This window comes from Streptomyces sp. NPDC101152, from assembly GCF_044768275.1.
Classification (GTDB): Bacteria; Actinomycetota; Actinomycetes; order Streptomycetales; family Streptomycetaceae; genus Streptomyces.
The window spans coordinates 338,825-360,369 of sequence record NZ_JBIWPO010000003.1; the positions used below are offsets into that span (position 1 = coordinate 338,825).

Annotated in this window: 18 protein-coding genes; 4 read left to right on the plus strand and 14 right to left on the minus strand. The window is 71.9% G+C overall.

The window, feature by feature from the left end; all coding sequences use genetic code 11:
- Positions 1-60: 60 nt before the first annotated feature.
- The 14 genes from ACIRVK_RS06075 to ACIRVK_RS06140 form a co-directional block, all read right to left on the minus strand.
- A complete protein-coding gene (locus tag ACIRVK_RS06075; protein ID WP_404244199.1) occupies positions 61-819 on the minus strand; it encodes an SDR family oxidoreductase in 759 nt (252 codons plus the stop codon).
- On the minus strand, positions 816-2,072 hold the full coding sequence (locus ACIRVK_RS06080) for an alpha/beta fold hydrolase (protein WP_404244200.1): 1,257 nt from the start codon (positions 2,070-2,072) through the stop codon (positions 816-818). Before ACIRVK_RS06080 ends, ACIRVK_RS06075 begins: the two co-directional genes overlap by 4 nt.
- Position 2,073: 1 nt before the next feature.
- On the minus strand, positions 2,074-3,018 hold the full coding sequence (locus tag ACIRVK_RS06085) for a chlorinating enzyme (protein ID WP_404244201.1): 945 nt from the start codon (positions 3,016-3,018) through the stop codon (positions 2,074-2,076).
- Positions 3,019-3,029: 11 nt separating this feature from the next.
- Complete coding sequence (locus tag ACIRVK_RS06090) at positions 3,030-4,895, minus strand: amino acid adenylation domain-containing protein (RefSeq protein WP_404244202.1); 1,866 nt, start codon at positions 4,893-4,895, stop codon at positions 3,030-3,032.
- A gap of 165 nt (positions 4,896-5,060) precedes the next feature.
- Positions 5,061-6,110, minus strand: coding sequence for a TrmB family transcriptional regulator (locus ACIRVK_RS06095; protein WP_404244203.1), 1,050 nt, complete (start codon positions 6,108-6,110; stop codon positions 5,061-5,063).
- 81 nt (positions 6,111-6,191) lie between these two features.
- Positions 6,192-7,229, minus strand: coding sequence for a TauD/TfdA family dioxygenase (locus tag ACIRVK_RS06100; protein WP_404244204.1), 1,038 nt, complete (start codon positions 7,227-7,229; stop codon positions 6,192-6,194).
- A gap of 6 nt (positions 7,230-7,235) precedes the next feature.
- Positions 7,236-8,354: an aspartate kinase gene (locus tag ACIRVK_RS06105; RefSeq protein WP_404244205.1), complete on the minus strand. Its 1,119-nt coding sequence runs from the start codon at positions 8,352-8,354 to the stop codon at positions 7,236-7,238.
- The gene (locus ACIRVK_RS06110; protein ID WP_404244207.1) at positions 8,351-9,430 is read right to left on the minus strand and encodes an aspartate-semialdehyde dehydrogenase; all 1,080 of its coding nucleotides are present in this window, start codon (positions 9,428-9,430) and stop codon (positions 8,351-8,353) included. Before ACIRVK_RS06110 ends, ACIRVK_RS06105 begins: the two co-directional genes overlap by 4 nt.
- Complete coding sequence (locus ACIRVK_RS06115; protein WP_404244208.1) at positions 9,427-10,482, minus strand: DMT family transporter; 1,056 nt, start codon at positions 10,480-10,482, stop codon at positions 9,427-9,429. Before ACIRVK_RS06115 ends, ACIRVK_RS06110 begins: the two co-directional genes overlap by 4 nt.
- 70 nt (positions 10,483-10,552) lie before the next feature.
- Positions 10,553-11,584, minus strand: a complete 1,032-nt coding sequence (locus ACIRVK_RS06120) for a transporter substrate-binding domain-containing protein (RefSeq protein ID WP_404244209.1) — start codon at positions 11,582-11,584, stop codon at positions 10,553-10,555.
- Entirely contained in the window at positions 11,581-12,909 is a 1,329-nt protein-coding gene (locus ACIRVK_RS06125; protein ID WP_404244210.1) for a methylaspartate mutase, read from the minus strand. Before ACIRVK_RS06125 ends, ACIRVK_RS06120 begins: the two co-directional genes overlap by 4 nt.
- Positions 12,906-13,385, minus strand: coding sequence for a cobalamin B12-binding domain-containing protein (locus ACIRVK_RS06130; protein WP_404244211.1), 480 nt, complete (start codon positions 13,383-13,385; stop codon positions 12,906-12,908). Before ACIRVK_RS06130 ends, ACIRVK_RS06125 begins: the two co-directional genes overlap by 4 nt.
- A gap of 130 nt (positions 13,386-13,515) precedes the next feature.
- Entirely contained in the window at positions 13,516-14,424 is a 909-nt protein-coding gene (locus ACIRVK_RS06135; RefSeq protein ID WP_404244212.1) for a LysR family transcriptional regulator, read from the minus strand.
- Positions 14,425-14,497: 73 nt separating this feature from the next.
- Positions 14,498-14,671 (minus strand): hypothetical protein, encoded by a 174-nt coding sequence (locus tag ACIRVK_RS06140; protein ID WP_404244213.1) that lies wholly within the window; start codon positions 14,669-14,671, stop codon positions 14,498-14,500.
- Between the two features lie 291 nt (positions 14,672-14,962).
- Here ACIRVK_RS06140 and ACIRVK_RS06145 point away from each other — a divergent pair, with 291 nt between their 5' ends.
- The 4 genes from ACIRVK_RS06145 to ACIRVK_RS06160 all read left to right on the plus strand — a co-directional run bounded on the left by ACIRVK_RS06145 (position 14,963) and on the right by ACIRVK_RS06160 (position 21,532).
- Positions 14,963-18,232 carry an AfsR/SARP family transcriptional regulator gene (locus ACIRVK_RS06145; RefSeq protein WP_404244214.1) on the plus strand — a complete coding sequence of 1,090 codons (3,270 nt, stop codon included), beginning with the start codon at positions 14,963-14,965 and terminating at the stop codon, positions 18,230-18,232.
- Positions 18,233-18,489: 257 nt separating this feature from the next.
- The gene (locus tag ACIRVK_RS06150; protein ID WP_404244215.1) at positions 18,490-19,161 is read left to right on the plus strand and encodes a GntR family transcriptional regulator; all 672 of its coding nucleotides are present in this window, start codon (positions 18,490-18,492) and stop codon (positions 19,159-19,161) included.
- A gap of 8 nt (positions 19,162-19,169) precedes the next feature.
- Positions 19,170-20,120: a dihydrodipicolinate synthase family protein gene (locus ACIRVK_RS06155; RefSeq protein ID WP_404244216.1), complete on the plus strand. Its 951-nt coding sequence runs from the start codon at positions 19,170-19,172 to the stop codon at positions 20,118-20,120.
- A gap of 167 nt (positions 20,121-20,287) precedes the next feature.
- Positions 20,288-21,532, plus strand: coding sequence for an extracellular solute-binding protein (locus tag ACIRVK_RS06160; RefSeq protein WP_404244217.1), 1,245 nt, complete (start codon positions 20,288-20,290; stop codon positions 21,530-21,532).
- Positions 21,533-21,545: the final 13 nt, after the last annotated feature.

Genomic DNA, 21,545 nt, shown 5'->3' on the forward strand with positions numbered 1-21,545 from the left:
CGATGAGCTCGGCGACAGGAGCGGTACGGAAGCGGTACGGATACGGGGGTGCCGGCGCGGTCAGGCCCAGCCGCCGGTGAACCCGACGACCTCGCCGGTCACGAAGTCGGCGCGGCCGGAGGTGAGGAAGACGATCAGGTTGCCGATCTCGCGGGCGGTGCCGAGGCGGCCGATGGGCAGCAGGCCGCGCAGCCGCTCCTGCCCGTCCTCGGTGCCCCAGGCCTCCTCGGGGTAGTAGGTCTCGCTCTCCAGGAAGTTGGGGGCGACGGCGTTCACCGTGACGTGCTGCGCGGCGAGTTCACGGGCCGCGGCGCGCGCGAAGGCGGAGGCCGCGGCGCGCAGCGAGCTGTAGTAGGAGAAGCCGTGCTCGGGCCGGACCGGGGCGGCGGAGGTGACCAGGACGATACGGCCGTGGCCCTGCCGTTTCATCTGGGCGGCCGCCTTGGCGACCACGGCGACCGGGGCGACCAGGAGCGCCTCGGCGGCGGCCCGCAGCTCGGTCACGTCCGCCTGTTCCACCGGGAGGTACTTGCCGGGGTAGACGTCGTTGCTGATCACCGCGTCCAGCCGGCCGTAGCGGCGGATCGCCCAGGTCACCGCGCCGGAGGGGGTCCTGGCCGGGCAGGCCACCACCGCGGACTCGTGGCCGGCCTCGAACTTGGCCCGTGCCTCGTCGTCGGTGAAGCTCTCGTCGTGGCAGACCACGGTGAACCCGGCGGCGCCCAGCGCGGGGACCGCGCCGGGGCCGGCGTAGAGGGTGGCGTGGGTGACCACGACGACGCGTTCGGCGGGCGGCGGGTCCGCCGTCGGGGGGCTCACGGCGGACTCCCGGCGGCCATGGGCTCGCGGGCCGCGGTGCCGGGCAGGCCGGTCGCCGTGTCGATGAAGCCCTGGATCGTGGCGAACATCTCCTCGTCCGGGACGAGGATGTCGTGGTGGCTGCCGGTGGGCCGCTCCTCCAGGGTGCTGCCCGGCACCAGTTCGTGCAGATGGCGGGCGGTGTCCGGGTGGGTCATGCGGTCGGTGCGGCTGGTGACGATCAGCGTGCGGGACGGGGCGGCCGAGGCGGCCTGCCGGGCGTCGTAGGCCATGAGCGCGTCGTTCAGCCTGGCGTAGCGGTGGAACAGTTCGAGGTCGCCGTACGGGTAGAGCACGAAGGGGGCCAGGCGGGGCGGTACGCCGAAGAGCATGTTGGGGTCGAGGAACATGGAGAGCACCTCGCCGGCCCGGTCCTGGCTCTTTCCCGCGCCCGCGAGCAGGCCCTGGAACTGGGTCTGGAAGGGGGTGCGGGTGACGCCGGGGCCGAAGTTGAGGTCCGGGTGGAGCATCGTCAACGAGGCGGTACGGGCGCCCAGTCGGGCCGCCGCCGCCAGGGCGACGGGGGCTCCGCCGCAGACCCCGATCAGGTGCACGCGCTCCGCCCCGTACGCCTGCGCCACGGCGGTGGCCTGGGCGGTCTCCTCGGAGAACGCGCCGCTCGGGGTGGGCTGGGCGGCCCAGTCGCCGAACAGGTACGGGTTCTCGTAGGTGACGACCCGGTGGCGCGCGGAGAGGCGGTTCAGCCAGGGGGCGAAGAGGGCGGCCGGCACCCCGCAGGGCGGCACCAGGACTACGGTCTCGGCGCCCGGCTCCCCGGCCGCGAAGGTCTCGAACGGGGGCAGCCCGTCGGCCGTCACCCGGCGGGCGGCCGGCAGGGCCGCGCTGCCGGAGCGCACGTGTCCCGCCGGCTCGTCCGGCCACGGCCCGGCGCTCTCCGCGAGCGGCCGCCAGGAGCCGAACTCCAGCTCGCAGAGGTTGCTGAGGGCGACCTCCAGGCTGGACGGGCCGTCCGGGACGGGCGCCGTGAAGCGGGGCACGGTGAGCCCGTGGGCGGCGCCGAGGTGGGCCAGCGCCTCGTTGCAGCGGTCCACCGCCCCCGCGTCGAGGGCGGCGGCCTCCGCCTCGTCGGCGGGGAAGACCCGCAGCACGGTGTCGGCCGCGCGCAGCAGCGGCTGGGCCTGGTCGAGGACGGTCAGCAGCCCGGCCAGTGCCTGCGGCCCGCTGGTGCCGCCGGGGTGCTCGGCGCCGGCCACGTCAGAACTTCTTCCCGCGCGTGGTCTCGGTGACCATGCGGTTGTCGGGCCGGTGGTTCTCGCCGCTGACCAGGACGGAGCCGTACTTCTCCAGGCTGATCCGGCCGCCGTACTCCTCGATGTGGTCGCTGTCCGGGTAGACGTGCACGCTGGAGGGGACGTAGCGGGTGGCGAAGCCCATCCGCATGTCGTTGGTCCTGCCGAGGTGCGGGTAGGAGGCGTGCATCAGGGTCGACCAGAAGATGATGAACTGGCCCGGCTCCATGATCTGCGCGACGGCCGCGTCCTCGTCCGGCGTCCAGTCGGGGTCCTTCTGCAGTTCCCGGTAGTCGTAGCCGAAGAAGCCGCGGCGGACGCCGTCCTTGTCCACCGAGTTGATCTTCTCGGGGTCGTAGTGCATCTTCTTCGTCTCGTCGTAGAACATCGTCCGGTGGGTGCCGGGGATGAACTGGAGGCAGCCGTTGTCCGGGGTGGCCTCAGTGAAGGCGGACCAGACGGTGATGGTGCCGCCGAAGTCGGAGTCCTCGGGCCACAGGATCTGCGGCTTGCCGGAGGCGTTGGCGAAGGTGTCGGCCTGGTGCCAGTCGGTGCCCTCGTCGCCCGGGTGCTTGGGGAAGAACTCGGTGCGCCAGCAGATGACGTCCGGGCCGAGGATGCTCGCCACCCGGTCGACGATCTCGCGCCGGCCGATGTGCGAGGCGAGGAAGTCGTGGTCCAGATGGCGGTCGTAGTTGGCGATGTTGGTGGCGCCGGAGACCGCGTCCTCGGTGGGGTAGACGGCGTCGGAGCGGTCGAGCAGCTCCAGGCGGGTACGGCGCCAGATCTCCCGCATCTCGTCGGGCTCGTAGAGGGTGAACGGGCCGATGAAGCCCTGCTGGTGGAAGCGGCGGAGCTCCTCCTCGGAGAGCGCGAACTGCTGGCCTGTCTCGGGCAGGGTGGAGGTCATCCTCGGTGCTCCTAGCGGGAAGCGGTGGTGAGCTGGCGGTTGACTGCGGCGCTGAGGACGCCGATGTTGGCGCCCTTGCTGAGGGTCGAGACGTTCAGCGAGAGCCCGAACCTGTTGTTGACGAGCTGCAGCATGTGGATCAGCGAGAAGGAGGTCCCGCCGAGGTCGAAGAACTCGTCGGTGTCCTTGACCGCCTCCACGCCGAGGACCTCGGACCAGATGGCCCGCAGCGTCTGCGAGGCCGGGTCCCCGGCGCCGGCCGCGGGGTCGCCGGTGGCCTCGCGGGTCTCGGCGAGCCGGGCGTCCAGCAGCTTGGCGAGGACGGCCTGGTCGAGCTTGCCGTTGACGGTGACCGGGATCTCCTCGATGCACAGGTACGTCGACGGGGCCATGTAGAACGGCAGCGAGCGGGCGACCTCGGCGCGCAACTCGGCGACCAGGGCCTCCGGTTCGGCGTCGGTGACCGGGTAGGCGACCAGGCGGGGGTCGCCGCTGCCGAAGTCGGCCGCGGTGACGACGGCGTCGCGGACCGCCGGGTGCTGCCTGAGGCGGGCCTCGATCTCGCCGGGTTCGATGCGGTAACCGCGGATCTTCAGCTGGCGGTCGGCGCGGCCGACGTAGGCGTACTCCCCGGGGCCGGTCTGCACACCCAGGTCGCCGGAGTCGTACCAGCGCTCGGTGGTGCCGTCGGCGGCGGTGCGCTCGAAGAAGCGCTCGGCGGTGAGCTCGGGGTGGTCGAGGTAGCCGCGGGCGAGTCCGGCGCCGGCGACGTGCAGGACGCCCTCCTCGCCGGGCGGCAGGGACCGCCCGTCCGGGCCGACGATGTCGATGCGCAGGTCGGAGATGGGCACGCCGATCGGGCTCGGGCCCTCGGCGGCGAGGTCGGCCTCCCGGACGCGGCGCCAGGTGACATGGACGGTGGTCTCGGTGATGCCGTACATGTTGATCAGGGCCGGGCTGTCCAGTCCGTGCCGCTCGGCCCAGGGCGCGAGCATCCGGTGGTCCAGCTTCTCGCCGCCGAACACGACGTAGCGCAGGGCGAGTCCGGCTGCGGCGGGACCGGCCTGGGCGTCGGCGTTGGAGAAGTTACGGAAGGCGGACGGCGTCTGGTTGAGGACGGTGACCCGCTCGCGGCGCAGCAGCTCGTGGAAGGCGCGCGGGTCGCGGGCGGTGTCCCGGGGCACGACGACGAGCCGGCCGCCGTGCAGCAGGGCGCCCCAGATCTCCCACACGGAGAAGTCGAAGGCGGCCGAGTGGAAGCCGGCCCACACGTCGTTCTCGTCGAAGCCGAAGACCCCGGCGGTGGCGGTGAACAGCCGCACCACGTTGCGGTGTTCGATCTGCACGCCCTTGGGGGTGCCGGAGGAACCGGACGTGAAGATCACGTACGCGAGGTCCTCGGAGTCGGTGTCCGAGGTCAACGCCTCGACGCCCTCGGCCGGTTCGGCGTCGACGGGGACGGCCCGCGCGCCGGTGACCAGCTCCGCGGTGTCCGTGCCGGTCACGACGAGGCCGGAGTCGCACCGGGCGAAGACGAAGTCCCGGCGCTCGGCCGGGTAGGCCGGGTCGACGGGGACATAGCCCGCGCCGGCCTTGAGGATGCCGAGCAGGCCCACGATCAGGTCGCGGCCCCGCTCCACGCACAGGCCCACCCGCTGGTCCCGGCCGGCACCGGCCGCGCGCAGGACGGCGGCGAGCCGGTCGGCCCGGGCGTCGAGCTCGCGGTAGGTGAGGTCGCCGCGGGCGTCGGTGACGGCGACCGATTCCGGATACGCCCGGGCGACGCGCTCGAAGTTCTCGTGCAGGGTGAGCGATTCGTCGAGCGGTGCCTGCCGATTCTGGGATTCGCTGGAAATCGCGCCAGGATTCACGGACATGGACCCTTTCCGGTCATGGTTCACAACACGGGTACGAGAGTTCGGAAGGCGGTTTCGCCCGGCCTTCTCAAAAGGCCTTTCGGAAACGGTCTCAGGGGCGTCCGGTCCCCTTCAAGGGACGGCGTCTGGCACGAAGCTGCAATGGCGCCAAGTGTCCATTTCCGTTCACAGCCATCCCGCCCGTTCCGCGAGAACTCCCACCTCGAAACGGCTGCGGGCGCCCAGGCGGGAGCATATTCCGGACATCATGCGGCGCGTGGTGCGCAGCGAAAGGCCCAGTTTGCGGCCGGCCACCTCGTCGGTGAGGCCGCGTTCGAGCAGTCTCAGCAGCTCCAATTCCTGTTGCGAGGGCCCTTCGGTGGCCGGCTGGCGGCCCGTCTCGAAAGGCACCGCCTGTTCCCAGACGAAGTCGAAAAGGGCGAGCAGGGCGTCGATCACCCCGGGCGCGCGCAGGACCACCGCGCCGGCCCGGCTGTCCTCCGGGTCGAGCGGCAGCAGGGCGGTGGACCGGTCGGCGATCAGCATGCGCAGCGGCAGCGAGGGGATCGTCCGTATCTCGCCGCCGAGCCGGGCGAGCCACTGGGCGTACTCGGTGCTGGTGCGGTCGTTGCGGACGCTGTCCAGGTAGACGGTGCGCAGCCGGACCCCGGCGCGCAGCATCCACTCGTCCAGCGGGCGGCTCGCCTCCAGGTCCTCGGGGCTCTGTGGGCCGCCGGGCAGGAACGCCCGGAGGTCGCCGTCGACGTTCCGGGCCACCTCCGACAGATACGCCCGGACCTCGCCCACGCCCTCCAGGAGCTCCATGCCCTGGTTGCCGTGGCGGGCCCGCTGGGCGGCGTAGACCGCGGTGAGTTCGGCGGCGCACGCCTCCACGGCCGCCAACTCACGCTGCTGGGCCAGGATCTCGGACTCGCGCCGCCGGATGTGGGCGGCGAGGCCCACCTCCGGGCTGACGGCGGCGATGTCGCAGGCGCCCGCCCGGTAGAGCATGGAGAGTCCGGCGAGCCGGTCGAGCGCGGAGCGCACCTCTCCTTCCGTGAGGCCGAGCCGCCCGGCGATCCGGTCCGGCGGCCAGCCGGGTTCGGCGATCACCAGCCGGTACACGTCCACACAGGTCTCGTCCTGGCCGAGCAGGGCCGCCAGGGACGCGAGGCCGGGGCCCGGTCCCTGCTCCCGTACCTCCTTCGCCTTCCGTGCCTGTGCTGCCTCTCGCACCTGACTGCCTGACACGACTCACCACTTCCCCGTGCAGTTGATCTGTTCCGGCCGGCGGGTCCCCTCCGCGCCGGCCGTCCGTCAGTAGTGCACCCGGCGGTTCTCCGGCGTGACCCGGTAGCGGATGCCCCACAGGCTGCGCCGCACATAGGTGCGCTGCAGCCACCGGTCGCGTCCGTCGTAGCGGGCGGTGAAGGAGGTGCGGGCGTGAACTCCCTTGCGGTTGTTGATGAGCAGCGCCTGTCCCGGGCGCAGTCGCACCCCGTGCGCCACCGCCCCGCAGACCTCCTGGAGCTGTTCGAGGGCGGCCTGGGCGCCGCTGGTCAGCGGGCGGACGCCGTTGGCCGAGACGGCGATCTCCGGGTAGTCGTCGCTGCCGCTGATCAGCGGCACCGGCTCGGAGAGCACGTCCTGGCCGCCCGCCACCCGGCGGGTGTAGCTGCCGGGCGCGTTGAGCCGGAACAGCGGGGAGCGCAGGGTCTGCAGGGTCTCGGGGGCGAGCGCGGCCGAGATGTCCCGGGCGTCGGCGTAGTGCGTCGCGGCCACGCCCTCGTGGTCCGCGCGCAGGCAACTGAGCACCAGGAAGTCGGGGTTGGCGATGTCGTAGCGGCCGATCTCGTCGTGCATGATGTCGCTGTGGAAGTTGAGGAAGACCTCCGAACCCTCGTTGGTCTGGGTCCGCGCGCCGCCCTGGACGGGGATCACGTCGTGGACCAGCTGTCCCGCCTTCTCGGTGCGCACGCCCATCGGCTCGCCGATCAGCCCGCTCAGCCCGAGTAGCACGCCCTCGGCGACGAAGGACGGCTTGTCGCGGCTCGGGCCGCCGTCCGCGGGGGTGTCGGGCAGCCGTTCGTCCACCGGCAGGTTCTCGACCAGTGCGACGCCCGCCGTGTCGACGTGCCGGCCGAAGTCGAGGATCTGCTGGAGGGTCTCGGTCGGCAGGCCTGCGAAGATCTGCAGGTAGCGGGTCATCGACCGGTCGATGTCGAGGCCCGGTTCGCCCAACCCGGCGAGCTGCGCGCCCAGTCGGTCCCGCGCCCGGTCTGTCAGCGCGATCCGGGCGAAGGTCTGCGGCACGGCGGCCGGCGCCACCTCCGCGTGGTCGGCGAGGATGCTCATCTCTTCTCACACTCCCAGCAGTTCGCGTTCGGATTCGGGGGACGCCTCCGGGAACTCCGCATCGGCGTCCTGCAGTACGTCGTGCAGGCGCTGCGCCAGGTGCAGCGCGTCGTCCTCGTCCGCGGCGACATGGGTGGCCGCCTTGCTGCCGCGCAGCGCGGTCACCGGGACTCCCGCCACGGCGCCCGGGGTCAGGCCCTTGCGGCGCTGGAACTCGTCCAGGTCGACAAAGCCGCCGATCACCGCGACGAGGGGCCCGGTGGTGAGCCGGACGGTGTCGATGTTGGCGCTGTGGAAGGCGGCGTAGGCCCGGTCGGCGTCCTGGTCGGAGGCGTAACGCAGGGCCGTGGAGCGCTGGTTGAGGACGACCGCGGCGGCCGACGCGCCCCGCCTGCCGATCACCGAACCCACCCGGAACGGCGCCCGGTTGAGCCGGCAGACGATCTCCACCTTGCTCTTCTGCGCCAGCCGCACGGATCGGCGGTGCAGCACCTTCGCCCCGTACAGCGACATCATCGCGGCGATGTCGTACGACACCTCCTTCAGCAGGCGGGTGCCGCTGACCAGGTGCGGGTCGGTGCTGTAGATGCCGTCCACGTCCGAGTGGATCTCGCACTGCGGGGCGCCGAGCGCGGCGGCCAGCGCCACCGCGGACAGGTCCGAGCTGTTCTTGCCGAGCCAGGTCGGCCGGCCCTGGGCGTCCGCGGCCTGGCCGCCCGGCACCACCACGACGTCGTGCTCCCGCAGCGCGGCCCGGATCGGCTCCGGGTCGGAGTGCTCCAGACGCGCCCACATGAACGCCGAGTCGGTGACCAGTCCGAGCTGGTGCCCGGCGAGCACGGTGGCGCTGCGGCCCGCCCGGTGCAGGGCGGTGGCCAGCAGCTGGGCGCCGACGGTGTCCGCGAGGGTGAGCAGGCCGGCCACCGTCTCGTCCTCGGGGTGCGGGTTGACCCGGCTGAGCCGGTCCCGGAACTGCTCGGTCTCGCCCGGCTGCCCACTGACCACCACGACCAGCTTGCGGCCGTCCTCGTCGACCCGGCGGCCCAGCGCCTCGGCCAGCGTGCCGTACGCGGCCAGGGTGCGGAAGCTGGAGCCGCCGAACTTCAGTACGGAGGGGACAGTCACAACGTGCCCCGTTCCACCAGTTCCTCCGCGATCTGCACGGCGTTGAGGGCGGCGCCGATGCGGAGGTTGTCGGCGACCAGCCACAGCCAGAACGCGCGCGGGTTGCTCTGGGTGATGCGGACCCGCCCGACGTGCACGAGGTCCGAGCTGCCCACGACGGCCGGCGTCGGGAACGCCTTCGGGTCCTGGGCGTCGTCGACCACGACCTCGGGCAGGGACCCGAGGACCTCGATCAGCTCGGCCCGGTCCACCGGCTCGTGGCACTCGATGTAGACGGCCTCGGAGTGGCAGTTGGCGACCGGGACGCGCACGCAGGTCGTGGTGACGTCCAGGTGCGGCAGGCCGAGGATCTTCCGGGACTCCTGGAGCATCTTCTGCTCCTCCAGGGTGAACCCGGAGTCCAGGAAGCGGTCGATCTTCGGGATCACGTTGAAGGCGAGCGAGGGCTGGAAGTTGCGCGGTTCGAACTCGGCGCCCGCGCCCTGGAGGGCGGCCCGGCTGGACTCGTGCAGCTCGTCCATGCCGGAGTAGCCGAGCCCGGAGGCGGCCTGGTAGGTGCTGACCACCGCGTGCCGCACGCCCCAGCGGTCCTCGACACCGCGCAGCAGCCGGACCAGGGGGATGGTGGAGCAGTTGGGGTTGGCGATCACGCCGCTCTTCGGGAGGCGGTCCAGTTCGTGCGCGTTGACCTGCGGTACGACCAGCGGGGAGTCCGGGTCCATGCGGAAGGCGATGGTGTTGTCGATCACGACGGTGCCCGCCGCGGTGGCGATCGGCACCCACTTCTCGCTCACCGAGGTGCCGGCGGAGAAGAAGGCCACGTCGGCCTGTGCGAAGTCGAACTCCTCGATCGCCTGGACCTCGTACTCCTCGCCGCCGACGGTGAGCACGCGGCCCGCGGACCGGGAGGAGGCGACCAGGTACAGCTCGCGGTAGGGCAGCCCGCGCTGTTCGATCAGCTCGATCAGGGTGGTGCCCACGGCGCCGGTGGCACCGACGATCGCCACCCGGGGCGCGGGGGACGGACCGGGCCCGCCGGCGCGGGCGGAGGCGGCAGTGGCCGTTGCGGTGGTCATCGGGACTCTCCGATCGTGAGCTTCTCGGCGCGTGCGGCGTCGGCCGGCGCGGACTCGGGAAGGCCGGCGGGGGCGGTCCGCGGGGCGGCGGACTCCGCCTCGGCCCCGGACCCGTTCTCGGCCCCGGACGTGTCCTCGGACCTGGCCGAGCGGCGCGGCCCGAAGGTCCAGCCGAGGTTCACGCCGAGGCTGGCGGCGACGATCAGCGGGATGCCGAGTGCCTGGACCAGGCTGACGCGGTGGCCGTAGACCGCCCAGTCGCAGAGCATCGCGACCGCCGGGTAGATGAAGGCGAGGACGGCGATCTTCGGGGTGGGCAGCTTCTGGTAGGAGGAGTACATGAGGACGTACATCAGGCAGGTGTGGATCAGACCGAGGCCGACCAGCCAGCCCCAGGCCGGCCCCATGCCCTTCATGGCGCCGAAGGAGGCGAAGGGCAGCAGCAGCGGGATGCCGAGCGTCACCTGGACCAGCGCCACCAGGTGCGGCCTGACGCCGGTGACGCGCTTGGTGATGACGGTGGACAGCGCGTAGAAGAGGGCCGCGAGCAGCGCCTGGCCGAGCCCGACCAGGTAGGCCGAGTGGCCGCCGCTCTCGAAGTCGGAGAGCGAGACCCCGGCGGTCAGGATCAGTCCGCCGAAGGCGACGACCAGCCAGCCGAACTTGGCGGGGGTCAGCTTGTCCCGGAACAGCAGCACGCCGAGCAGGGCCACGTAGAACGGCTGGGTGTGGTAGACGACGGTGGCCACCGAGATCGAGGTGTTCTTGTACGACGAGAACAGCAGGACCCAGTTGAAGACGATGAAGACGCCGCCGAGCGCGGCCAGGCCCAGCTTCCTCGGGGTGAAGTTGTGGTCGGTGAAGAAGCCGCGCACCAGGCAGTAGAGGCCCAGTGCGATCGCCCCGAAGACACAGCGGAAGAAGACGACGTTGAACGGGGATGCCCCGGACTCGACGACGAAGACGCCGATGGTGCCCGAGAGCACCATGGCGATCGTCAGTTCCACTGTTCCTTTCAGCTCGGTGCTGTTCGAACGTTGGTCCGTACTCATGGACGGTCCCTCCTCGGAGACTTCGGGGGTGGGCGCGGGGCGGGCCGGCGGGTTGCCGGCCGACCGCCGGTCAGTGCAGGGGAACGGCGTAGTGCAGGCCGCCCCGGGTCCACAGCTCGTTGAGTCCGCGCGGCACGCCGAGCCCACAGGCGCCGCCCAGATTGCGTTCGTACACGTCGGCGTAGGTGCCGACGGCGGCCAGGACGCGGGCCGCCCACTGCTCGTCCAGGCCCACCGCGGGGCCGTGCGGTCCGGCGAGCCGGGCGGCCTCGGCGAGCGCCTCGGCCCGGTGGCCGGGGCCGGCCTCGTCGACCTGGTGCTCGGCGGCGGTCAGCAGTTGCAGCACCCAGCGGCACAGCCGGTACCAGTGCGGGTCGTCGTCACGAACGGCGGCGCCCATCGGCTCCCGGGAGATCGAGGTGTCCAGCACATGGTGGTTCCACGGGTCCGGCAGCGCGGCCCGCTCCCCCGCCAGGGCGGTGCGGTCCAGTACGTAGGCGACGCACTCGCCGCTCGCGTACGCGGCCAGGGTCTCGGCGGGCGTGGCGAAGGCGACGGGTTCGACGGCCGCGAGGCCCCTCCTGCCGTACCAGGCGGCCAGGTTGGCGGCGCTGGTGGTGCCTGCCTGCACGGCCAGCCGGGCTCCGGCGAGCTGCGCCGGATCGACGATCCCGCTGTCCCCGCGGACCAGGAAGCCCTCGCCGTCGTAGCAGGTGACCCCGGCGAACAGCACCGGCCACCCCGCCTCGCGCCCCATCGTCCAGGTCAGGTTGCACACGGTCAGCTCGGCCTCGCGCGCCACCAGGCGCTCCAGCCGCTCGGCCGGGTCGGACGCCACCCACTCGACGGCCTCCGCGTCCCCGAGCACCGCGGCCGCCACGGCCCGGGCCACGTCGACGTCGAGCCCCGCCCACCGCCCGTCCGGCCCGCACAGCGACAGTCCGACGATCCCCCGGCTGACCACGGCCCGCAGGGCGCCGCGGCCGCGGACCTCGTCGAGGGTCGGGAACGGAGCGGGGGCGGTCGCGGGCGAAGTGGCCGCGTCCACTGGCGAATCGATCCTGCCGCGGACCGTCCTGTTGGTTTCGGTCGCCGTACTCATGTCAGGCTCCCCTGGCGGACGCGGACGAGTTGTTCACGGTCGAAGCGGCGCTCGTTGTAGGCGAGCATGTCGATCAGGCTCTGGGCGGACAGCGGCCGGGCGGACTCGGTGTCCCCGGGTGCCAGGGGCATGGAGCCGGGCCGCGCCCAGCGCAGCAGGCCGTGCGGGTCGACGTACGCGCGGGAGAGGTTGGCGTTGTCCTGGTGCAGGCAGAACGGCACGTCGAGGTGGCCGCGGGCGAAGGCCCGCACCAGCGCGCCGCCCACCGTCGGGGCCAGTTCGAGGGTGCTGTCGACCAGCATCCGGGCCTCCTCGTACAGGCCCGTCTCGGTCGCCGCCACCGGCTCGGCGTGCTCCGCGGCGACGGCCGCCGCGAACTCCAGCGCGTCGACGTTCTCGGCGACCGTCGGAATGCGGAACGCTTCCGCCGGGGTCTTCACGATCAGCCGCTCGGTCCCGCTCAGCATCGCCAGCCGCGCGCTGTCCTCCAGAATCCGGAAGGAGCCCAGCGGGGTGCGCGGGTAGACGCCCATGTACGTGTAGAGGACGACGTGCCAGTCGGTGGCCCCCAGCCGCTCCCCCGCCAGCCGGCGCAGCGCGGCCAGCGCCTCCAGGTCCTGCGCCTGGTTGGTCTGCTGGGCGTAGCTCAGGGAGATGCTGGCGAGACCGTGCTCCCGGAAGAACAGCGCCTCCAGCACACTGAGCGCCACCAGCAGACTGGGCGGGCACAACTGCCCGAGCATGCAGCCGCCGAAGCTCTCCAGATGCATCTGTTCGTCCTGCGCGGCGAGCAGCTCGCAGCAGCGCGCCCACGCGTCGGTGGCCTCGGCCAGCGGCACCCGGCTGTAGGGCAGGCAGTAGGAGACCGGACCGCCCTCGGTGGCGTCGATCCCGGCCTCCACCATCGCCTCGAACAGGGGGTACGGCAGCGCCGAGCCGTGCCTGACCTGGATCGGGAAGTCCGCTCCGGCCAGCCCCTCCAGCATCCGCCGGGTGGCCCGCGGGCCGTGCGCGACCAGCGGGAACCCGTTGAGTTCGGCGCCGGTCCGCAGCGCCTGCCTTGCGGAGTCGTGGTCGTTGACGCGGGTGTAGCTGTCCAGGGTGATGGTGCCGACGGCGGTGGCCCGGGCAGCCCGCACCCCGCTCAGCCCCTCCCGCATGACGGGGAGTTCGGCGAAGCCCATGCGCGGCTGCACGACGAGCCGGCCCGCCTCGGCGGCGGTACGGACGAACGCGGAGAAGCGGCTGCGACTCGGCCCGGGAGCGGTCGTACGCCCCTCGGCGAGCGTTCGGCCGCGGCGCTCCGGCGTGGTGGCGGCGCTCATGCGGCGGCGCTCAGCGGCGAGAGCTCGGGCAACTCGGTGGCGGATTCCACTCCGAAAAGGAATTCCTGGAAATCCTGGAGTCCGGCCTCGGACTCGAATACCGCGTCGAATCCGCCCGTCACGAGTTCCTTGACGAAGGCGATGTTCTCCGAACCCCGGACGCCGAGTTTCCCGCCGATGACCACACGCAGGTCCGCGAGTTCGGCGTCCTGGCGTATCTTCCGGATGAGCCGGATCCCGTCGAGGTGCCCGTGTCCGTTGACCGTACTGATGACCAGAACGTCCGGCCGCTCGTTGCGGCACTCCTCGATGATGAGCTCGTCGGGCACGCAGGCGCCCAGATTGCGCACTTCTCCGCCGTGCTCCTCCAGCAGAAGTTGGAGAAACACCAGGTTCCACATATGCGCGTCGGAGGATACGCTCGACACAACGAACTTCCGACCTTGGCGTACGATACTGCTCGTATTGCTCGTCACGAATTTCCCCCTCCGAAGCATGACCAGCGGACAGCGAAAATCATGTCCGGGCGTGAGTGAGGGCGTCCAGGGAAGATCCCCCGGAATACGCGATGCGGGGGATCACCCGGTCCGATCCAACAGCGCGTTCTCAGCTGTCGGCCGTGGTGGCGTACTCCCCGGCCATGCACTCCATCGTCCGGTCGATGAACAGCCGCATCTCCCGGCTGAGGTGCCGGCCGCGCCGCCAGGCGAGCTGGGTGTAGACCTCGAAGGGCGCGTCCCAGGCCAGCTCGCTGAGCGAGCCCGAGGCGAGGTCGTCGGCCACGGTCATCCGGGGCAGCAGGCTGACGCCCAGTCCGACCGAGAGGCCGCGCTTGATGGACTCGATGTTGCCGAACTCCAGGAACGGCACCGGCTCGCCCGTACCGTCGTTGAGTTCGGCCTCGAACAGCTCCCGGTAGGCGCAGCCGGCCTCCGGGGCGAGCACCTGCACCTCGCGCAGCTGCTCCAGGGTGACCTTCTCCTCCCCGGCCAGCGGATGGCCGGGCGAGGCCACCAGGACCAGCGGTTCCCGGCCCAGCACCTCGCTCTCCACGCCCGAGTGGCGGGTCTCGGCCTCCATGAGGAAGCCCATGTCGAAGGTGCCCTGGCGCAGCGAGTGCAGGGTCTCGGCGCACAGGCTGGGCCGCAGTACCAGGTGGACCAGCGGGTAGCGGTGCAGGAAGAACTCCAGCACCGGCGGCATGCGGTAGGAGGTGACGCTCTCCATCGTGCCGATGGTGAGGACGCCCGAGGGCTCCCCCTCACCGAGCGCGACCCCGCGGGCCTCGCCGGCGAGCGACATCATCTGCTCGGCGTAGGGCAGCAGCCGCCGGCCGGCCGGGGTGAGCTGGATCTTGCCCGTGAGCCGCTCGAAGAGCTCGACCCCCAGTGAGGCCTCCAGGCTCTTGATCTGCGCGGTCACGCTGGACTGCGCGTATTTGAGCTCGGTGGCGGCACGGGTGAAGCTGAGGAGTGTGGCGACCTTGTGGAAGGTCGTCAGCTGACGGATGTCCAAGGTGACTCCAAGGCTGGTTCGGTGGAGGGTGACCGGCGAGAGTGACTCGTCCGCGTACGGTCCGGCCGCAGCCTCACGGGGTGACGTTCGTCGGCCCCTTGTTGTCCGCGAGGGTGACGGTGTGGGGGGTGCTCCCGCCCGCGGCCGCCGACGTCTCCCCCGCGACCCCCGCCGCCACACCCAGGGTCAGGGCCAGGGCCGCGACGAAACCGGTGATCACCTTGAAGCCGCTCGGCGTGTTGCGCATGTCTTGCTCCCCCTTGAGTCGGTGTGTTCTCGCTCGGCTGCACCGATACTCGAAGGGTCGCTTCCCGAACCGGTCCCCTCCCGTTCCCGCCCCCGATACCGCCGTTCCCGCCGCAGCGGGAACGCGGGGTTTGCGCCGTTCCTGGCGCCCTCCGCGCCCACCCGGTGACACAGGGTGTCGCCCCAGGGGACAACCGCCTATGATCTCGCCGGACCGTAGGGGTACCGACAGGGGAAAGCGTGAACCGGTGAAGCGGTGTGATCCATCGCGGCCACCGGCCAGGGGGGGCATGTGGAGAACGAGGAAGGCAAGCTGCCGCAACAACCGGTCCGGTTCAACGTCCTCGGCCCCCTGGAGGGTTGGTCCGGCAGGTCCCGGCTCCATCTCGGCGGCGCGGTCCAGGAACGCGTTCTGGCCACTTTGCTGCTGGAACCGGACAGACTGGTGCCGGTCAGCCGGCTGGTCGAGGCCGTCTGGAGCGAGGCGCCCCCGACGACGGCCTCGCACCAGGTCCGCAAGGCCGTCGCGCATCTGCGCCGGCGCGTGCCCGCCGGCAACGGACTGATCCTCACCGAGGGACCCGGATACCGGGTGTCGGTCGACCGCACCCAGCTCGACCTGCTCGAGTTCACCGCCGGCACGGCCGCCGCGGGCCGCGCGGTCGCCGAGGGCCGCGCCGCCGACGCCGTCGCCGAACTGCGGCATGCCCTGGCGCTGTGGCGCGGACCGGTGCTGTCCGGCATGGACGGCCCGGTGATCGAGGCCGTCGCGACCACCCTCAACGAGCGCCACCTCGCCGCCGCCGAGCAGCTCCTGGAGCTCCGCCTCGGCCTCGGGGAGGCCGCCGAACTCGTCGCCGACCTGCGCCGGTTGATCTCCGAGCACCCGCTGCGCGAGACGTTGCGCGGCCATCTGATGCTGGCCCTCTACCGCAGCGGCCGCCAGGCCGAGGCACTGGAGGAGTACGGCAAGGTCCGCGAACTCCTCGCCGAGGAGCTGGGCATAGACCCCGGCCGCCCGCTGACCCGCCTCTACGAGGGCATCCTGCGTGAGGCCCCGCAACTCGCCGCCCCCGAACGCCCCGCGCCCCCCGCACGGCACTCCGGGCCGCCCCGGCAGCCCGAGCCCACGCCGACCCACTCCTTCGCCCCGGTCCCATCCCTGGGCGGCGGGGCCCCGGAGGCCGCCGTAGCCGCCGACGGCCCGGCCCCCGTCGCCGCGCCGCCGACGAGCGCGGCGGCGGCTTCCCCGTCAGCGGCTCCCGTCACGGCCCCTCCGACACCCGCGGCACCGGGCAGCGGGCCCACGGCGGCCGCCACCACCCCGGCCCCCTGTACCCTCCCGTACGACCTCTCCGACTTCACGGGTCGCCGGCAGGACCTCGCCGCACTTCTGGCCTGCATCCACCGCAAGAACGATTCTTCGCACACGTCGACCACCATGGTCGCCATCGACGGCATGGGCGGCAGCGGCAAGACCTCCCTCGCCGTGCGCGCCGCCCGCCAGGTCGCGCACCTCTTCCCCGACGGCCAACTCCACATAGACCTCCAGGGGTTCACTCCCGGCGGGCGCTCGGTGACCCCGGCCGCCGCCCTCGACACCCTGCTGCGCGCGGTCGGCACGCCCGCCGAACGCATCCCCGACGACGCCGAGGGGCGCGCCGCGCTCTGGCGGTCCGCGCTCGCCGACCGCCGCGTACTGCTGCTCCTGGACAACGCGCACGACGCCGCGCAGATCCTCCCGCTCCTCCCGCCCGCGCACGGCTGCCTGGTCCTGGTCACCAGCCGGTCCCGGCTGTTCGACCTGGACGGCGCCGAGTGGATCTCCATCGGCCCCATGTCCCACGAGGACGGCGAACAGCTCCTCACCGAGATGCTCGGCCCGGCCCGGGTCGCGGCCGAGCCGGAGGCGACGGCCGAACTCGTCGAGCTGTGCGGCCGGCTCCCGCTCGCCCTGCGCATCGTCGCCGCCCGGCTGCGCAACCGGCCCCGCTGGACGGTCCGTTACCTGGCCGACCGCCTGCACGACGAGACCCGCCGTCTGGAGGAGCTCAGCGTCGGCGAGCGCAGCGTCGCCGCGTCCCTACGACTGTCGTACCAGGCCATGGACGCGGAACACCGGGCCGCCTTCCGGATGTTGAGCCTGCATCCCGGCTCGGACCTCGACGCCCACTCCACCGCCGCGCTCTTCGGCCTGGACCCGCACGGCTCCGAGGCGATACTGGAACGCCTCCTGGACGTCCACCTCCTGCAGCAGCCGGACATGGGCCTGTACCGATTCCACGATCTGGTACGGAACTTCGCGCAGAGCCAGCGTGGTCCGGCCACCGAGCGGGACGACACCCAGGCCGTCGAACGCCTCCTCGACTACTACCTCTCCGCCTCCGAGGAGGCCTGCCAGCTGCTCTTTCCCGGCCGCAAGCGCAGTGTCACCGGCATCCCCGCGTTCACCGGTGAACTGCCGCCGCTGCGGGACCAGGAGTCCGCCGCCCAGTGGTTCGAGCGGGAGCACAGCAGCCTGCTGTTCGCGGTCACCCTGGCCGACCGGCACGGCTTCGACCGGCACACCGTGGGGCTCACCCGGAACATCGTGTTCCAACTCAACGCGCGTGGACGGTTCGAGGACTTCCGGGACCTCAGCCAGGTCGCGGTGGCCGCCGCCCGCCGTATCGAGGATCTCGCGCTGCTCGGCGTCAGCCTCTCCAACCTCGGTATCGCCTGCTGGAAGCTCGGCCACTTCGACGAGGGCATCGAGGTCGTCACCGAGGGCCGTGACATCGCCCGGCGGCTCGGTGACAAACAGACCGAGGCGCACAGCGAGTCCACCATCGGGCTGCTGCTGACCGTGCTCGGCCAGTACGCCGAGGCCCTGCCCCATCTGCAGCGCGCGATCGCCCTCGACCGCGAACTGGGCATCCGCCGGGCCGAGGCCGAGACGCTGACCATCCTCAGCACCCTGCACGAGCAGCAGGGCCGCTACGAGGAGGCGGCGGCCGCCGCCCGCCAGGCGCTGGCGATCCACCGTGACGTCGAGGACCGCAACAACGAGGTCATGGCCCTCACCGACCTGGCCTTCGCGCACGTCGGTCTCGGCGAGTACGAGGACGCCCGCGGCTGCCTGGAGCGCGCCCGGCAGCGCTGCGACGACTTCAGCCCGCCCGGCGACTTCGCCCTGGTCCTCGCGCTCTCCGCCGAGGTCGCCCAGTGCCTGGGGCACCTCGCCGAGGCTGAGGCCTGCGCGGGCCCCGCCCTCCGCCTCGCCCACGCCGGCGACAGCCCCACCCGCCAGGCCCAGGTCGAGAACCTCATCGGCCGACTCCACCTGCGCCGCGGCGAGTACGACCAGGCCCTGGCCCTGCACACCCACGCCCACGAACTCGCCAGGTCGATCCGCTACCGCGCGGAACAGGCCCGCGCCCTGACCGGTATGGCCACCGCGGCGGAGGCCCTGGGTGATCCCACCGCAGCCTCCGCCCACCGCACGGCGGCCACGGCCCTGTTCACGTTCATGCAGGCCCCGGCGTACCGGGACCCGGCCCCGATGGCGGTGGAGACGTCGTAGCCCGGCGCACGGGCTGAGGCGATCAGCCGCGAGCGCAACAGGGGTGCCGTCGCGACGCGTTCGGGGTCTCATATATGACCCGTCTCCCCGGCCGGGACGTCAACGCTCCGGACCGGCATTTGCTGCTTCCTTTACCCACCCGGTCCGCAAGGGGAATTCGTTACCGTCGGCCGTCTTGACGGCCCCTGGTGCCGAGCCTAACTTCGTGGCGCATCGTATATGAGATCTCACATACGTCACCCACAGGAGCCAGCTCAGTGGCCGACATCCTTGCTTCGCACGGCAGTTCACGACCGGGAGCGCTCCCGCCCTCCCGTACGGAGGCGGTCCTCGAGGCGATCAAGCACGCGATCCTGACCGGCGAGTTCAAGCCGGGCCAAGCGTTGGTGGAGGCCGAGCTCGCCGAACGGCTGGGGATCTCCAAGACCCCGGTGCGCGAGGCGCTCAAGACGCTCGCCGGTTCGGGCCTGGTGGTGATGCTGCCCTACAAGGGCGTCACCGTCCGGGCGGTGGACGAGGAACTGGCGCGCGCCGTGTACGACATGCGCCTGCTCCTCGAGCCGGTGGCCGCCGGCCGCAGCACGCTCTCCAGCCACGCGCTTCAGGAGGCGCACGCCGCGCTGGACGCGGCCGACCGGGCCGAGGACGCCGCCGACCGTTCGCTGGCCAACCGGGCCTTCCACCGGGCCCTGTACGCCGGCTGCGGCAATCCGCTCCTGGTGAAGACCCTCGACGAGCTGCGCGACCAGACCGCCCTGGTCTCCAGCGCCGCCTGGGCCCGGCAGCCGTCCTGGGAGCAGGAGGCCCGCGAGCACCGGGAGATCCTCGCGGCGGCCGAGGTGGGGGACTCGCGCCAGGTACGGGCCCTGATGCGCGGTCACATCAGCGCCTTCGTGGCGCGCAACTTCCCCGAGAGTGAAGCGGAGTGAGCGCGCGCATGACCGCGGAAGCAGAGGACAGCCCCGTCGTTCTCGACGCACTGCACGCGTTACACGGCCGGCTGTCGACGGTGGTGGCCATCCCGGTGACGCCGTTCCGGGCGGACGGCAGCGTGGACTGGGACGCCCACGCCACACTGGTCCGGCGCCTCATGGAGCACGGCGTCGAGGTGGTCACCCCCAACGGCAACACCGGCGAGTTCTACACCCTCACCCCGGCGGAGTCCCGCCGTGCCGTGGAGTCGACAGTGGCCGCCGTCGAGGGCCGCGCCCAGGTGATGGCCGGGGTCGGCCTCGACCTGGAGAACGCACGCGCCACGGCCCGGCACGCCCAGGGCGCCGGCGCCGACTCGGTGATGGTCCACCAGCCCGTCCACCCGTACCGCTCCGCCGAGGGCTGGATCCAGTACCACCGCGCCGTCGCCGACTCCGTGCCCGAGTTGGGCGTCGTCCTCTACGTCCGTGATCCGCGCGTCGGCGGGGAGCAGATCCGCGCCCTGGCCGACCGCAGCCCGAACGTCATCGGCGTCAAGTACGCCGTCCCCGACCCCGTGCGCTTCGCCTGCGTCGCCCGGGACGCGGGCCTCGAGCGCTTCACCTGGATCGCCGGCCTCGCCGAACTGTCCGCCCCCGGCTACTGGGCCGTGGGCGCCACCGGCTTCACCTCCGGCCTCGTCAACGTCGTACCGCGTCTGTCGGCCGCCCTGCTGCAGGCCCTGCGTGGCGGTGACTTCGCCAAGGCCATGACGGTGTGGGCGCAGGCCCGGCTCTTCGAGGAGCTGCGCGCCGCGGACGGCTCGGCGGACAACGTCAGTGTGGTCAAGGAGGCCCTCGCCCAACTGGAGTTGTGCGGACGGGAGGTCCGGCCGCCGTCCCGCGTCCTGCCACCGGAGGTCAGGGAGCAGATCACCGGGCTGATGGCCGGGTGGCGGGAGGGGGGTTGGCTGTGAACGACGCCAGTGCCTCGCCATCGAGGGGCCGACTCCCGCCCGGCCGGCCCGCCCGCGCCTAGTGCCACTTGTTCGACGTACGACCCGCAGGACCGCCGGTACCGCTACGGAGCCCCAGCTCGCGAACCGTCACTGACGAAGGGCCGCAACCCGCCATGCCACACGCCATGTCATCCGCCACGCCCGAATTCGACAGAAACCTCTCCCGCCGCCGCCTCCTCGGCACCCTCGCCGCCTCGGCCGCCGCGGCTCCGGTGCTCGCCGCGTGCGGCGCCCCCAGCAGCGGCACCTCCAGCAAGGCGGCGGCGCCCAGCGCCCTGGCCACCAAGCCGGCCAAGCCGGTCACCCTCAACATCCTCGACGTCGCGGGCAACCTGGCGCTCACCCAGCCGATCATCGACGCCTTCAGGGCGAAGCACCCCGAGATCGTCTCGAAGGTCACCACGACCACGGGCACCGCTCCCGAGCTGGCACCGAAGGTGCAGGCCCAGCAGCAGGCCCAGAACGTGCAGATCCAGCTCGTGCTGACCGGTACCGACGGTCTGGCGGCCGGCATCCAGAAAGGCCTGTGGTACGACCTCAAGCCGTACTACGCGCGCTTCTTCCCGAACCTGACGTCCCAGTACAGCAAGACGGCCGCGTCCATGGCCACGCTCGCCCAGGACCAGGGCATAGAGCTGGTCACCACCCCGGGCGGCCCGTTGCTGGAGTACGACCCCGCCAAGGTGAGCAACGTCCCCACCACCCCGGACACGCTGCTGGAGTGGGCGAAGGCCAACAAGGGGAAGTTCCAGTACGCGCAGCCGCGCAACTCCGGCCCAGGCCGCACCTTCCTGATGGGGCTGCCGTACCTGCTCGGCGACAAGGACCCGACCGACCCGACCAACGGCTGGGCCAAGACGTGGGCGTTCCTGACCGAGCTCAACAAGTACACCGCGGACTACCCGGCCAAGACATCGGCGACCATGACCAACCTGGCCCAGGGCAGCGTCCACGTCATCGCCAGCACCATGGGCTGGTACATCAACCCGCGGGCCCTCGGCACCGTGCCCCAGGGAATGAAGGTGACCAAGTACGACAACATGACCTGGGTCACCGACGCCCAGTTCGGCGTCGTCCCGAAGGGCGTCTCCGACGACGAGCTCATCGCCGCCATGCAGTTGCTGGCCTTCGCCCTGACCCCGGAGCAGCAGGCGGTCACCTACGACAAGGGCTACTTCTACCCGGGCCCGGCGGTCGCGGGCGTGAGCCTCGGCCAGGCGCCGGCCTCCTCGCAGAGCGTGATCAAGAAGTATGGCGACCCCGACTTCGACAGCTGGATCTCGGCCAGTCCGGCCAGGAACTCACTGCCCGCCACCGCCCAGGTCACGGCCTTCGACCTGTGGGACAAGAAGATCGGCTCGACCAAGTGAGCACGGTGACCCG